Source organism: Methylocystis sp. B8 (assembly GCF_005771425.1).
Classification (GTDB): domain Bacteria; phylum Pseudomonadota; class Alphaproteobacteria; order Rhizobiales; family Beijerinckiaceae; genus Methylocystis.
Genome location: NZ_VBTZ01000008.1, coordinates 88,125 through 101,538, shown reverse-complemented (window position 1 = coordinate 101,538; position 13,414 = coordinate 88,125). Strand labels below are relative to the sequence as shown.

The 13,414-nt window shown below is 61.9% G+C and carries 13 protein-coding genes and 1 tRNA gene; 8 read left to right on the top strand and 6 right to left on the bottom strand.

The window, feature by feature from the left end; all coding sequences use genetic code 11:
- Positions 1–11: 11 nt before the first annotated feature.
- Positions 12–1,424: a magnesium transporter gene (mgtE, locus tag FEV16_RS13335; RefSeq protein ID WP_138168115.1), complete on the bottom strand. Its 1,413-nt coding sequence runs from the start codon at positions 1,422–1,424 to the stop codon at positions 12–14.
- 146 nt (positions 1,425–1,570) lie between these two features.
- On the opposite strand from mgtE, the gene FEV16_RS13330 reads away from it, so the two are divergent.
- Positions 1,571–2,518: a polysaccharide deacetylase family protein gene (locus FEV16_RS13330; protein ID WP_246657328.1), complete on the top strand. Its 948-nt coding sequence runs from the start codon at positions 1,571–1,573 to the stop codon at positions 2,516–2,518.
- Between the two features lie 19 nt (positions 2,519–2,537).
- On the opposite strand, the gene FEV16_RS13325 is transcribed toward FEV16_RS13330, so the two are convergent.
- On the bottom strand, positions 2,538–3,560 hold the full coding sequence (locus FEV16_RS13325; protein ID WP_246657327.1) for a hypothetical protein: 1,023 nt from the start codon (positions 3,558–3,560) through the stop codon (positions 2,538–2,540).
- Positions 3,561–3,584: 24 nt separating this feature from the next.
- Positions 3,585–3,669, bottom strand: a tRNA-Leu gene (locus FEV16_RS13320).
- Positions 3,670–3,826: 157 nt separating this feature from the next.
- Here FEV16_RS13320 and lipB point away from each other — a divergent pair.
- The gene (gene lipB / locus FEV16_RS13315) at positions 3,827–4,516 is read left to right on the top strand and encodes a lipoyl(octanoyl) transferase LipB (protein WP_138168152.1); all 690 of its coding nucleotides are present in this window, start codon (positions 3,827–3,829) and stop codon (positions 4,514–4,516) included.
- Here lipB and bioB read toward each other — a convergent pair.
- Both bioB and FEV16_RS13305 read right to left on the bottom strand, forming a co-directional pair.
- Positions 4,513–5,496 carry a biotin synthase BioB gene (gene bioB / locus FEV16_RS13310; RefSeq protein WP_138168113.1) on the bottom strand — a complete coding sequence of 328 codons (984 nt, stop codon included), beginning with the start codon at positions 5,494–5,496 and terminating at the stop codon, positions 4,513–4,515. The genes lipB and bioB overlap by 4 nt on opposite strands.
- On the bottom strand, positions 5,493–6,008 hold the full coding sequence (locus tag FEV16_RS13305; protein WP_138168112.1) for a PTS sugar transporter subunit IIA: 516 nt from the start codon (positions 6,006–6,008) through the stop codon (positions 5,493–5,495). Before FEV16_RS13305 ends, bioB begins: the two co-directional genes overlap by 4 nt.
- A 167-nt stretch (positions 6,009–6,175) precedes the next feature.
- Between FEV16_RS13305 and ppc the strand changes: the two genes are divergently transcribed.
- Together ppc and FEV16_RS13295 are read left to right on the top strand one after the other, a co-directional pair.
- On the top strand, positions 6,176–8,977 hold the full coding sequence (gene ppc, locus FEV16_RS13300; protein WP_138168111.1) for a phosphoenolpyruvate carboxylase: 2,802 nt from the start codon (positions 6,176–6,178) through the stop codon (positions 8,975–8,977).
- 66 nt (positions 8,978–9,043) lie between these two features.
- Positions 9,044–9,382, top strand: a complete 339-nt coding sequence (locus FEV16_RS13295; RefSeq protein WP_138168110.1) for a rhodanese-like domain-containing protein — start codon at positions 9,044–9,046, stop codon at positions 9,380–9,382.
- A gap of 54 nt (positions 9,383–9,436) precedes the next feature.
- Here FEV16_RS13295 and FEV16_RS13290 read toward each other — a convergent pair whose 3' ends face one another.
- On the bottom strand, positions 9,437–9,655 hold the full coding sequence (locus FEV16_RS13290) for a hypothetical protein (protein WP_138168109.1): 219 nt from the start codon (positions 9,653–9,655) through the stop codon (positions 9,437–9,439).
- A 189-nt stretch (positions 9,656–9,844) separates the two neighbouring features.
- Here FEV16_RS13290 and FEV16_RS13285 point away from each other — a divergent pair, with 189 nt between their 5' ends.
- Genes FEV16_RS13285 through FEV16_RS13270 form a run of 4 tightly spaced genes read left to right on the top strand, consistent with a single transcriptional unit; the run spans position 9,845 to position 13,408 of the window.
- Positions 9,845–10,585, top strand: coding sequence for a class I SAM-dependent methyltransferase (locus FEV16_RS13285; protein ID WP_138168108.1), 741 nt, complete (start codon positions 9,845–9,847; stop codon positions 10,583–10,585).
- Between the two features lie 43 nt (positions 10,586–10,628).
- A complete protein-coding gene (locus FEV16_RS13280) occupies positions 10,629–11,315 on the top strand; it encodes a transaldolase family protein (protein WP_138168107.1) in 687 nt (228 codons plus the stop codon).
- Positions 11,316–11,354: 39 nt separating this feature from the next.
- The gene (locus tag FEV16_RS13275; protein ID WP_246657326.1) at positions 11,355–11,786 is read left to right on the top strand and encodes a sorbitol dehydrogenase family protein; all 432 of its coding nucleotides are present in this window, start codon (positions 11,355–11,357) and stop codon (positions 11,784–11,786) included.
- Entirely contained in the window at positions 11,783–13,408 is a 1,626-nt protein-coding gene (locus FEV16_RS13270; RefSeq protein ID WP_246657325.1) for a GMC family oxidoreductase, read from the top strand. Before FEV16_RS13275 ends, FEV16_RS13270 begins: the two co-directional genes overlap by 4 nt.
- The last annotated feature ends 6 nt before the right edge of the window (positions 13,409–13,414 follow it).

Genomic DNA, 13,414 nt, shown 5'->3' with positions numbered 1-13,414 from the left:
GCCGACGCGCCTCAGCCCAAATGGAACCACAAACTGGCGATTGTAAGGAAAGACCCGTAGCCGATCACGTCGGTGATCGTCGTGACAAAAGGGCCGGAGGCGACCGCTGGATCGAACTTGAGCTTTTCGAACGCGAGCGGCACGACGATGCCTCCCAGGGCGCCGGCGACCAGATTGGTGAACATCGCCAAGGCCATAACCGGCCCAAGTCCGACGTTATGGAACCAGTTCGCCGCGACAATGCCGGTCACCATGCCGAAGGCCGCGCCATTGACCGCGCCGATGGCGAGCTCCCTCAAAATGATGCGAAAAGCGTTGGCGCGGGTCAGTTCGCGGGTCGCGAGCGCCCGCACGGCGACCGTCATGGTCTGAGTCGCCGAATTCCCGCCTTGCCCGGCGATGATCGGACCCAGCACCGCAAGCGCCACCATCTGCTCCAGTTGCGACTGGAAGGTCTTGAGCACCGAAGAGGTGATGAAGGCGGTCAGCATATTGACCGAGAGCCAAGTGAACCGGCTCCTGGCGATCCACCAGAAATCGTCGGTCAGCTCTTCTTCGGGGTTAACGCCGCCGAGCGCCAGGATTTCGTCGGAGGCCTGTTCTTGGATGACGTCGACGATGTCGTCGATGGTGAGCACGCCGACGAGCCGTTCCGACTCATCGACGACCGGGACGGAGACGAGATTGTAGCGCTCGAAGAGCCGCGCCGCCTCGGCGCCTTCCTCGGTCGCTTTCACCCGCCGCCGATCCTCTTGCATAATCTCGTCGAGCCGCACGCTGGGCTTGGCGCGCACCAGAGCGTCGAGGAAAACCGTGCCGAGCAAGTGGTAGCTCGGATCGACGACGAAAACTTCGAAGAAGTTCTCCGGCAGGTTTTCTTCGCCGCTCTCTCGAAAGAAATCGAGCACGCGTCCCGCCGTCCAGAATGGAGGCGCGGCGACGAAAGTCGTCTGCATCAGACGGCCCGCGGAGTCTTCGGGATAATCCAGCGAGCGGCGCAGGACGATGCGCTCTTGCGCCGGCAGCGCTTCGAGAACTTCCGCCTGCTCTTTCGGCTCGAGAGTTTCAAGAATGGCGACGGCGTCGTCGCTTTCGAGTTCACGCACGCCCTCGACGAGGGTCTCGACCGGCAGCTCTTCGAGGATTTCCTCGCGGGTCGCTTCGCCGACCTCCATCAAAGCCGTGAAGTCGAAGTCGGCGCCCATCAGTTCGACGAGGCGCGGCCGCGCATCGTGGCTTAAGAGCTCCAGCAGACCGCCAAGGTCGGCTTCGTGGAGGTCGCCGACGAGTTCACGAACCCGCTCCGCGTCGCCAAGCGCGATCGCGCCTTCGACGTCCAGAATGAATTCCCGGCTGAAAGAGGCCGTCCCGCCGTCGCGGAAGTCCTCGGCGGCGGGCGCCGTATCTTCATGGTCGAGCGGCATAGGCAGTCCCGCGCTATGTTATGGTCGCGCTCTTAACCCGCGCGCGCGAGAAGTCAAACCGCCAGGCCGCCATGACCGCGAATTTGCCCACTTTAAAAAGATCCGAAAGGCCTGTCGCCGGAGCGCTCAACCGGCGGCTTGCGCCCATGCTGCTGGCGATCCTGTTATCCACGGCTGGCTTCTATTCCGCTCCGACGACGGCCGCCGAGGAGCGGACTTGTGGTCCAGACGCGCTCGGAACTTCGCGCGTCATTGAAATCGATCGCTCCAAGGGAACGGCGATCGGCCTGCAAAGCTATCCGCGCACGCTCGACCTGCGTGATCATGAGGTGGTTTTGACCTTCGACGATGGTCCCGCCGCGACGACCGCACAGGTTCTCGATGCGCTCGCCAAGGAATGCGCCCGCGTCACCTTCTTTTTGATCGGCCGGAATGCCGAAGGCCTCCCCGCCCTCGTGAAACGCGCCGCCGCGGAGGGCCACACAATCGGCCACCACTCCTATAGCCATCCCGATAAGACGCTGAGACTCATGAGCGAGGAGGCCGCCAAAGCGGACATCGAGAAGGGGATCGCCGCCGTCAACAAGGCGCTGGGCGCGACGGCTGCGCCCTTCTTCCGCTTTCCTGGTTTCGCCGATACGCCGGCTCTGGTCGCCGACTTGACGGCGCGCGGCTACACGATTTTTGGCTCCGATCTATGGGCCTCAGACTGGTCGCATATAACGGCGAAGGCCGAACTCGAACTCGTGCTGTCGCGGCTCGAAAAGAACCGCAAAGGCATCGTGCTCTTCCATGATTCGCAGGCGATCACTGCGCAAATGCTGCCTGAATTTCTTCGCGAACTGAAAAAGCGCGGCTATTCGCTCGTGCATATTGCGCCGGGCGATTCGCCGACGCCGATCGTCGCCGCCGGTCCGGATTGGACGTCAACGACAGAGCCGATCATCGCCAAGACTCTTGGAGCAAAGTCTCTTGGAGCAAAGTCTCTTGGAGCAAAGTCTCTTCGGGGAAAGGGCGGCGGCGGGATGATGAAGCCGGAGCAGCAACCGCCGGCGCAGGGCGCCACGGAGGCGCCGAAAGCCGGCGCGCCGTAACTGAGGGAAAGCCCGCCGCTCAGCTGCGATCGCAGATATATGTGCTTCTCGAAGCCCAGCAGGAACCGCTCTTATAGACGTTTCCGAGATTTTTGCCGTCGAGCGTCAAGGACCAGGTCTTTCCCTTGACCGGAGAAATCGTCAGGGTCTGACCCGAATATTGGAAGCTGACGTCGCCGCCTTTTTGCGAGATTTGACAGTCGCCGCTGCTGAGGACGCGTCCTGCGATCCTGACGTAGCATTTGTCCGTCCGCGCGTCGGACTCGGTCGTCGCAGACGCGCTATCCTCCACTGCGCGCCGCGCCTTCCTTCGTCCTCCCGCAATGTCCTCGTTGAGGAAGTCGGGAGCGACGTCGAGATTCGCGATCGACGAAGTCAGAGAATTTGACGCTTGGGCGGTGGGCGCGGCGCCTGCGCTTTCCTGCGGAGATGCGGCGCGCTCTTGCTTCGACGTCGGCTCCACGGGACCGGCGATGATCGACGCCCGTTCGTGCGATCGCAAGTTGGTCAGCGCCGCTTCGGAGCCGCCGAGGCGCGTCGCGCCGTGCAAAGGAGAGGCGATCATTTGAGGCGTCGGCGCGTCCGCTGGATCGATTGTCTTGGGCGTGTCTCCCCAGAACGCCGAAGTGATGACGATCGCGGTTCCGACGACGACGAGCGCTCCGGCGCCGACGTAGAAAAAGCGCTCGACCCTTTCAAAGTTGCGATCGGACTTGGCTGCATAGGCCTGAAGGGGCGACCCGATCGGGCGCAATGCCGTTAAGCGCCAATCGTTTTCTATATCCTGCCATGCAGCGCGCGCGCGTGTTTCAATCGTTTCTTTGGCCAATGCTCCGCGCTCTCTTAACGATACAGCCAATGCTTCGCTCTCCGGGCGCGAACGAAAAGAGCCGGCGTCGAACACGCTCAGGGTCTCACGCGTCGGCGCGCTTTCGCGCCGCAGGACGAGCCTGAGCAGGTCGCTCGTGTTAACGAGCGCCAGCGTAAGCATAGTGGGATTGGAAATGTGGCTGATGTTTGCCCGCTGCGGCGCCGCAATCATCGGGCGCTCTTGGGGCGCTAACCTTGGTGCGGCCGAGAGGACTCGAACCTCCACTGGTTGCCCAACTAGCACCTCAAGCTAGCGCGTCTACCAATTCCGCCACGGCCGCAAGGGCGCTCCGCTTAAAGGCGAAGCGCCGGCGCGCTGCGTCTAACAAATCGCCTTAGGGATGACAAGCGGCGGAACGCTTCGCCCTTAGATTGGTGTAAAATCATGCGATGAGCGAAGCCGCCTATTCCCCTGTGCGCGCCTCGGACGCAGCGGCGATGCGCGCGGCCGGGGGCGCGCCGCCCGTCGAATGGCGCGTCGGCGAAGGTCTGGTCGACTATGAAGAGGCGGTCGCCTTCATGGAGGCGCGCGCCGCGGCCATCGCCTCGGGCGCGGCGCGCGAATGCGTGTGGCTCATCGAACACCCGCCGATCTATACCGGCGGCTCCTCGGCGAAGGCGCAGGATCTCCTCGACGCGCGCTTTCCGGTCTATCGCACGGGACGCGGCGGGCAATTCACCTATCATGGACCGAAACAGCGCGTCGCCTATGTCATGCTCGATTTGACGCGCCGCCGGCGCGACGTGCGGGCGCTTGTCTGCGCGCTTGAATCCTGGATTATCGCGACTCTCGCCGACCTCGGCGTTACGGGCAAACGGCGCGCCGCGCGCGTCGGCGTCTGGGTCGAGCGGCCGGATAAGCTAAAAGGGCCGGGCGGCGAGATGGCGGAGGACAAGATCGCCGCGATTGGCATACGCCTGCGGCAATGGGTGAGCTTTCACGGCGTCGCACTCAATGTCGCGCCGGATCTGACGCATTTTTCCGGCATCGCGCCCTGCGGCGTGCGCGAGGCGCATCTTGGCGTCACAAGCCTGGCGGACCTCGGCGTGACGGCGGAAATGCACGCCGTCGACGCTGCTCTACGCAAAAATTTTGAAGCGATCTTCGGCCCGACTGAGTTGGTTTAAGACGCGGCGGTCGCCGGCGCCTCTCGCGCCGCGAGAGCGGCGAAGAGCGCATCGTCTTCATTGACGCCGGCGTTGTCGGTCGTCAGCAGCTTCTCGCCGTAGAAGATCGAATTGGCGCCCGCGACGAGGCAGAGAATTTGCGCTTCGCGCGACAGCGAAGAGCGTCCGGCCGAAAGACGCACCCGCGACTTCGGCATGACGATGCGCGTCGTCGCAATCATGCGCACGAGATCGAGCGGATCGATCTGCGCGCGTCCCGCAAGCGGCGTGCCCTCGACGGCGACGAGCGCATTGATCGGCACGCTCTCGGGATGCGGATCGAAAGACGCGAGCGTCTGCAGCATGCCGGCGCGGTCGTTGACGCTTTCGCCCATGCCGATGATGCCGCCGCAGCACATCTCTAATCCAGCGCCGCGCACGGCTTTCAGCGTCTCGAGACGGTCCTGATAGGTGCGGGTGGTGATGATCTCTCCGTAAAATTCGGGGCCGGTGTCGAGATTGTGGTTGTAGGCGGTGAGCCCCGCATCGACTAGGCGCTTGGCTTGCGACTCGTTGATCATGCCGAGCGTAACGCAGGCCTCCATGCCGAGCGCGCGCACGCCGCGCACCATATCGAGCACGGCGTCGAAGCGCTTGCCCTCAGGCGCCGAGCGCCAGGCGGCGCCCATGCAGAAGCGATCGGCGCCGGCCTCTCGCGCAGTTCTCGCGGCGGCGAGCACCTCCGCCGTCTCCATGAGATCGACGCGGTCGAGCTTCACTTCGCGATGATGCGCTGACTGCGGACAATAGGAGCAGTCTTCCGGACAGCCGCCGGTCTTGATCGATAGTAACGCCGCCTTCTGCACGTCGTTGACGTCGTGAAAGCGTCGGTGGACGGCGTTGGCCTGCGCGATAAGATCGAGCAGCGGCTGGTCATGGATCACGACAATCTCTTCGACGCGCCAGTCATAGCGAAGCGCGACGTCGACAGGCGCGTTCACGCCGGACCTCCAGCGTCGCGGCTTTGCGAACGGTGCTGAGAGCGCGCCGCAAGTTTTCGCTGCGGCGCAGGCGCGTCCGCAGCGCCCGTCGTCTTCCTGCCGGCGCCGCGCAAGGCGGCATAAGCGACGAAGAGCGCCATCGCGACGTCGAAAGCCGCGTTGGCGATCGCGAAGGGTGGTGGCGCAAATTGCGATCCGGCGCCGATATAGTGAAAGTAAATCGCATAGAGCGGATGCAGCGCGAAGCCTGCGACGACCCACCAGGGCGAGCCAATGATCGACATGCCGGCGAGCGAACCAAAAACGGCGACCCCGGTCATCTCGACGCCGACCCAGGCGCCGGGCTCTTCGGCGCGAAAGGCGAAGCCGACGTATAGGAAGGAGAGCGCAATCAGCGCATAGGCGGCGATCCGCTGCGCGGCGACGCCCGACCAGCGGCAAAGCGCGATAAGTCCCAAGGCAAAGACCACGCCGACTGCGGCGAAGATAGCTATTTCCGTAGTGTCGAGCATCACTTGACCATTTGCGCCGCAATTTGCGGAATGAGGCGTCACTGCGCCGAAGTCTATACGCGGGCGGGCGGTCTCGAACAAGCGCCGCATCGAAAAGCCGTTCGAAGCCTGCTATAGCTGCCCTCGAGGCGCGCAGAGGCGCGGAAAATTTCAAAGGTCGCGACAGCATGCAGCTTGAGGTTCAGGCGCAGGAAAAGCCCGTCACGCTCGCTCCGGCGGAGCCCGACGCGACAAAAGGCGACGAGTCCCTCATCGAGGACATTCGCCTTCTCGGACGCCTGCTTGGCGACGCGGTGCGCGAACATGAGGGGAGCGGCGCCTTCGAGCGCATCGAGACGATCAGGCGGCTCTCCGTCGCCGCGAGCCGCAATGGCGACGCCGAAGCCGACAGAAATCTCGACGCGCTGCTGCGTTCGCTGACCGCCGAAGAAGCGCGCACCGTGATCCGCGCCTTCAGCTATTTCTCGCACCTCGCCAATATCGCCGAGGATCTGCATCCGCTGCAGCAGCGCGCCCGCGCCCAGGCGAGCGGCGCCTTCACTGGCGCGCCAAGCCTCGCCACCACGCTTGCGCATCTGCGCAAGGCCTCCGTCGGCGCTGGCAAGATCGCTCAGGCGTTGGCGCGCGGCTGGATTTCGCCGGTGCTGACCGCGCATCCGACCGAAGTGCGCCGCAAGAGCCTCCTCGACGCCGAACATGCAATCTTCAAGCTCCTCGCCGCGCGCGAACATATGCGCGGCAAGTCCGAGCGCGCGCAAAATGAGATGCAGCTTCGCGCCCGCGTCTCACAGCTTTGGCAGACTGAGTTGTTGCGTCATTCGCGACTGACGGTGCGCGATGAAATCGAGAATACGCTGAGCTATTATCGCAGCACCTTCCTGCGCGAGATCCCGCGGCTATACGCCGACATCGAACAGCGTCTTGAAGGGCTGCGCGTGCCGCCTTTCCTGCGCATGGGCGCCTGGGTCGGCGGCGACCGCGACGGCAATCCGAACGTCACCGCGGACTCGCTTTCGACCGCCATGCGCATGCAATGTGAAACGGCGCTGCGCTTCTATCTCGTCGAAGTGCACGAGCTTGGCGCCGAACTTTCGATTTCGCGCCGCTACGCGGGGTGCACCAAAGCGCTCGAAGAGCTTGCGGCGCGCTCGGGCGACGACAATCCACACCGGGATGACGAACCCTATCGACGTGCGCTCATCGGCGTCTATTCGCGCCTCGCCGGCACGCTGGAGAAGCTGACCGGCGGCCAGGCGGCGCGCCACGCCGTCGCGCCGGGCGAGCCTTACGCCAATTCATGGGCGCTCCTCGCCGATCTCGTCACCATTGATGAATCCTTGCGGGTGCATCACAGCGAGATCATCGCCACGCAACGGCTCGAGCCGCTGATCCGCGCCGTTGAAGTCTTCGGCTTTCACCTTGCGACGCTCGATCTGCGGCAAAGCTCCGATCGGCATGAGGAGACGATTGGCGAGCTTCTTAGCGTCGCGCGCGTCGTCGGCGATTACGCCGCGCTGACGGAAGCGGAAAAGCAGACGCTGCTGCTGAAGCTGCTCAGCGATCCGCGGCCGGTGCGCCTGCCGGGCGTGACCTATAGCGATCGCGCGACGAGTGAATTGACGATCATGGAGCGCGCGCTCGAGATGCGCCGTCTCTATGGCGACGAAGCGATCCGCCATTACATCATCAGCCACACCGAAACGGTCAGCGACCTACTGGAAGTGCTGCTGCTGCAGAAAGAATGCGGGCTGATGCGCGGCACGCTCGATCCGCGCGACGCACAGACCGTCATCGCCGATCTCATCATCGTTCCGCTCTTCGAGACGATCGAAGATTTGCGCAACGCCGCGCCGATCATGCGGGAATTCTATGCGCTTCCTGGCATCTTGAAGCTCGTGGTCAATTCCGGCGGGCAGCAGGACGTTATGCTCGGCTATTCCGACTCCAACAAGGACGGCGGCATTCTCACGAGCATCTGGGAGCTCTATCGCGCCTCGACCGCGCTCGCGGAATTTTTCGCATCCTTGACGAATGTGACGCTGCGTCTTTTCCATGGGCGCGGCGGAACCGTGGGGCGCGGCGGCGGACCGAGCTACGACGCCATTCTCGCGCAGCCGCCGGGCACGGTGAATGGGCAAATCCGTCTGACGGAGCAGGGCGAAGTCATCGCGGCGAAATACGCCAATCCGCAAATCGGCCACGTCAACCTCGAACTGCTTGTCGCGGCGACGCTCGAAGCAACGCTGCTCTCGGAGCAAAAAACGCCGGCGCCGGAGTTTCTGGATGCGGCCGAAGAATTGTCTGAGGCCGGCATGGCGGCCTATCGCGGCCTCGTTTACGGGACCGAAGGCTTCGTCGATTTCTTCTTTTCGTCGACGCCGATTTCGGAAATCGCCTCGCTCAACATTGGATCGCGTCCCGCCTCGCGCAAACCTTCGCGACGCATCGAAGATCTGCGCGCGATTCCGTGGAGCTTTTCCTGGGCGCAGGCGCGCGTGGCGCTGCCGGGATGGTACGGCTTTGGTTCGGCGATCGCACATTTCATCGAAAAGGACGAGAAACCGCGGCTCGCGCTGCTGCGCCGCATGAGCGAGGAATGGCCGTTCTTCCGCGCGCTGCTTTCGAATATCGACATGATCCTGTCCAAGACCGACATGTCGATCGCGCATCATTACGCCGGTCTCGTTGAGAACAAAGCGCTGGCGGCGCGCATCTTCGGCATGATCGAGGCGGAGCATGGGCGCGCCAATGAAGCGCTCGAAAAAATTCTCGGGTCCAAGGAGCGGCTTGCCGACAATCCCACGCTCGCGCGCTCGCTCAGGCACCGCTTCCCCTATATCGCGCCGCTCAACTATCTGCAGGTCGAGCTGATCCGCCGTCACCGTGCGGGAGAGCGCGGCGAAGACATTCGTGAAGGCATCTTAATGTCGATCAACGGCATTGCTGCGGGCCTGCGCAATACGGGATAGGTAAATGACGGGTCCTCGGCGGGCGCGCCAAGGACATCTGCGAGATCATCGAAAGGATTGTGAGTCATGAGCGTAGGCAGTCAGTTCAATGACATCAGCCTGGAAGAGTTGAAGTCCGGCCTCGCGGCGGGGCGAGTCTTGCTTGTCGACGTGCGTGAGGCTGATGAATATGCGGCGGGCCACATCGCCGGCGCGCTGTTCAATCCGTTATCGAAATTCGATCCGAGCAAGCTGCCGGTCCCAGGCGAGGGCCAGCAGGTCGTGATCTACTGCCGCTCCGGCAAGCGCTCCGTGTCCGCGATGGAGCAGGCGCGGCTTTTAGGCCGGCGCGACGCGAACACGCATTTCGGCGGCGGCATTCTCGCCTGGCTCAACGCCGGCAACCCCGTCGTCCAGGGGATGTGAGACAAGCAGGACCCCGGGGCTGTCGTCTGGCGAGTCGTCCTAAGGAGGCGTAGCTTACTTAGGCTCGTCCCTGTGCGCGCTCATGCCCGCCTCGTCGACAGACGTCGACGCTGAGGTATAAGCGCCAGACGCGTCGGTCTTTTCCGCTTTCCCTTGGCGGGCGTCCTCGTAGGGCACAAATTCTTCTGCGCCCCCGCTCTCGACGTTCCTCGGATATTGTCCGCGCAACCAAGCGACGAAGTCCATAAGCGCCAAGAATTTCAGGTCAATCATTTGATCATCCGATTCCAGTCGCAAGGATCGGACATGCTTCCGACTGTTTTATGACATTGAAATGTCAGCGCCCGGTTCGCCACGATCAACTCGACCCGGCGGGCTTGTCCTATAACCGCTACGCCGCCCATATTGCCAGCGCCGGCAAGTGTTTCAAAACTTGACCTTGACGACTTTTTGAGGCGGCTCATGAAGGATCAATATCAAACAATCAGCGAGCAATATTCGCACGCGCGAAAAGACGACGTTACGAATTTTCTTGAGACGCCATCGGTCCAATCGGCGCTCGGCGATGTCGCAGGCGCGAGCGCCGTCGACTACGCGTGCGGGACTGGCCACTACTCTCGGCTCTTAAAAAGACTTGGCGCAAGGAATGTGCTCGGCGTGGATTTGTCGCCCGCGATGATAGAAACTGCGCGACAGGAAGAAAACGAAAAATCGCTAGGGATTGTTTACAAAGTCGCTGACGCCGCAACGATGGCCGTTTTCGGATCATTTGACGTCGCCACCGCCGTTTTTCTGTTCAATTACGCCGAGGATGAGCAGACGCTCAATCGAATGTTCCAGTCCGTCGCGGCGAACATCAAGCCGGACGCTAGGTTGGTCGCCGTCGTGCCCAATCCGGATTTCATCAATGGTCGAAGAGATACGCTTCCTTATGGATTCTTCCTTGAAGAGATCGGCAAAGGCCCGATGCATTTGCGCGTTCGCATGACTTTTGTCGGCGCAGAGGAATTCTCGATCGAGTTCACGCAGTGGAGCCGTTTCGCATATGATAGCGCGCTGGAGCAGGCCGGGTTTGCTGACGTCCAATGGACGCCCTTCGCTGTCTCCCAACAGGGCATTGAGCGTTATGGCGAAGAATTCTGGAAGGCGATCCTCGACAATCCAAAAAGCATTGTATTAAGCGCGCGAAGAAAGGCTGTGTAAGAAGGGTCGTGGGTAGTGAAAGAATTTCCGATATGAGGACGCGATGCTTCTCGTCGATACGGCAGACCAGCAGGCGATTCTGAACGCGCTCGAATTTCCGGGCGTACAAGGGTTCACCACCAATCCGACGTTAATGGCGCGCGCCGCTGGCGCGGAAACCTTATCGTTGGATGACTATATTGCCGCCGCGCGCAAGCTCTGCAAAATGTCGGCGGACATCGGCGCGATTCAGCATCTGATGATTCAGGCGGTTGGAGGTAGAGACGAGACGCTGAGCCAGGCGACGCTCTATCTCGATGAGCTGAAAGCCGCGCACGACAAAAGGCTTTGGGTAAAACTTGCGCCGACGCCAACAAGCCTCGCCTGCTGTCCAGCGCTGAAGGAAATGGGCTGCGCCTCCCTGGTCACGGCCGTTTTCACGGCGACGCAGGCCTATGTCGCGATGGAGGCCGGCGCGGACGGCGTCGCGGTATATCTCGGCAGGCTCATGCGGCTTGAAAGAGATTGGGAACGGCTGCTCGAAACCATCGCTGCGATCGTCAAGAGCGCTGAACGAACCTTATTGCTTGCAAGCTTTGCTGATCGACAAACCGTTGAAGTCGGACTTCGATATAGTCGCGACATCACGGCGCCGCCTGCGGTGATCGACGAGTTGCTCACATCCTCCCTATCGCAGGAAGCGATCGAAGGATTTGACGAGAAGGTCGTAATTGAAATGCTGAAGGGATGAAATTCCTCCCGCCGAATGGCGTTCGCAAGCGAGAATGGAATGCGCGCAAGGGGTCATGAATTCTCACGTCGGAAGCTTATGATCGGCTGCGCGCTCGGCGCGCTCATGCCCTGCATTATAGACCGGGCAGTTTTCGCTAAGACCTCGGGTCTCGCCGACTTTCTTCGCCTCAGCGTCAAACTTACCGGGCGCTCGCATCTTTCCGTCGATACCGCTCGGATTTATCTGCATGCTCTTGAACTCGATCGCAGCGGCTCGCGCGCCGACTTCGGCCGTCTGAACAAAGAAGACTCGGATCGTCTTGCTCGTAGAATTGTGGCGGACTGGTATTCTGGTCAGACCGTCGATTCTGGACGCATGATTTGCGTCGATTACACGGGCGCGCTCATGTGGGACGCAATCGGATTTGCGCGGCCAGGCGGCGTTCTCCGCGAAGCCGCGAGTTGGGCGCTCGCTCCAATCGAGAAGTGACGCTCTCCATGGATCTTCACGCCGACGTGTTGGTCATAGGCTCCGGGGTCGCCGGCGCGTTGGTCGCATATCGCACCGCGCGCAAGGGCGCGAAAGTCATCATCATGGAGGCTGGCCCTCAAGTCGACCGCGTCGACTCGGTGAGACGATTCCAGAACGCTTTTCCAAAGACCCCGGAGTCGGCCTACGCACAATCCGAGTTCACGCCGCACCCGGAAACGGACAAGCCCTATGCGTTCTATGCGCAGAAAGGCTCCCATCCCTTCAATTCGACCTATTTGCGCCAGGTCGGCGGCACGACATGGCATTGGCTGGGCTCCGCCATTCGCCTGGTTCCCGCCGATTTCCGGATGAAATCGCTGTTCAGCCTTGGCGTTGATTGGCCGATCTCCTATGCCGATCTCGAGCCATGGTATTGCCAGGCTGAACAAGAGCTAGAGGTCGCCGGAGACGATAGGGACGACCTCGGCTCTCCGCGCTCCGCGCCTTACCCAATGCCGCCAATTGCGCAAAGCTTTCTTGATCTCGCATGGCGCAACGCCTTGGATGAATCAAACTACAAAGTCCGCCCGACTCCACAGGCGCGACTCTCAAAGCCGTCTGGCGATCGACCATCTTGTCACGGCAGCGCCAGTTGCATTCCCATCTGTCCGATCCAAGCGAAATATGACGCGACCATTCACGTCGCGCGCGCGCAATCTTTCGGCGCGATGCTTCTGAACGAGACTTGCGCCAATTTCGTTGAATGCCGCCAAGACGGGCGCGTCGAAGCGGTCAGGTTCGTGCGATCGGATGGATCTACAGGGCGCGTCTTTGCGCGCATCGTCGTCGTCGCCGCCAACGGCGTCGAAACCCCGCGGCTCCTTCTGGCGTCGATCTGCGAGGCGTTTCCGGGCGGCGTCGCAAACCGCTCTGACCAGCTCGGGCGAAATCTGATGGATCATCCGATCCAGCTCAGTTGGGCGCTCACGCGTCAACCCGTCTGGCCTTATCGTGGGCCGGGAGCGACATCGGGAATCGAAAATTTTCGAGACTTGAAGGATCGAAACGTCAATTCGGCGTTGAGATTTGAAATCGGCAATGAAGGGTGGAGCTGGCCGAAGGGAGCGCCCGAGTCGACGGCGCGCGAGCTGGCGCTCGGCGGCTTGCGCGCAAAGGCGCTCGACACAGCTCTCAAAGAACAGACGGCGCGGCATATCCGCGTCGCCGCATTGACGGACCAGCTTCCTCTGGCCAGCAACAGAGTGACGCTCGATTCAACGCAGATCGAGAGGACCGGCCTTCCGCGCGCGGCAATCTTCTATCAACTCGACAGCTATACCGACCGCGCGCTCGCCAATGCGAAAAATATGCATGAAGACATGTTTAGAAGGATCGGCGTGGAGGGCTTTTGGCACAAGGATGGCGCCGAGGCCGCCGGACACATCATGGGCACAGCGCGTATGGGCGATGATCCGGCGACGTCGGTCGTCGATAAGGACCTACGCGCCCATGGTCACCGGAATCTTTTTCTGGTTGGCGCGGCCGCATTCCCGACCGGCGGAACCGCAAATCCGACGCTGACGATCGCCGCGCTCGCGCTTCGCGCCTCCGGCGCCGTTCTCTCTTCCTTGACAGAATAACAGTTG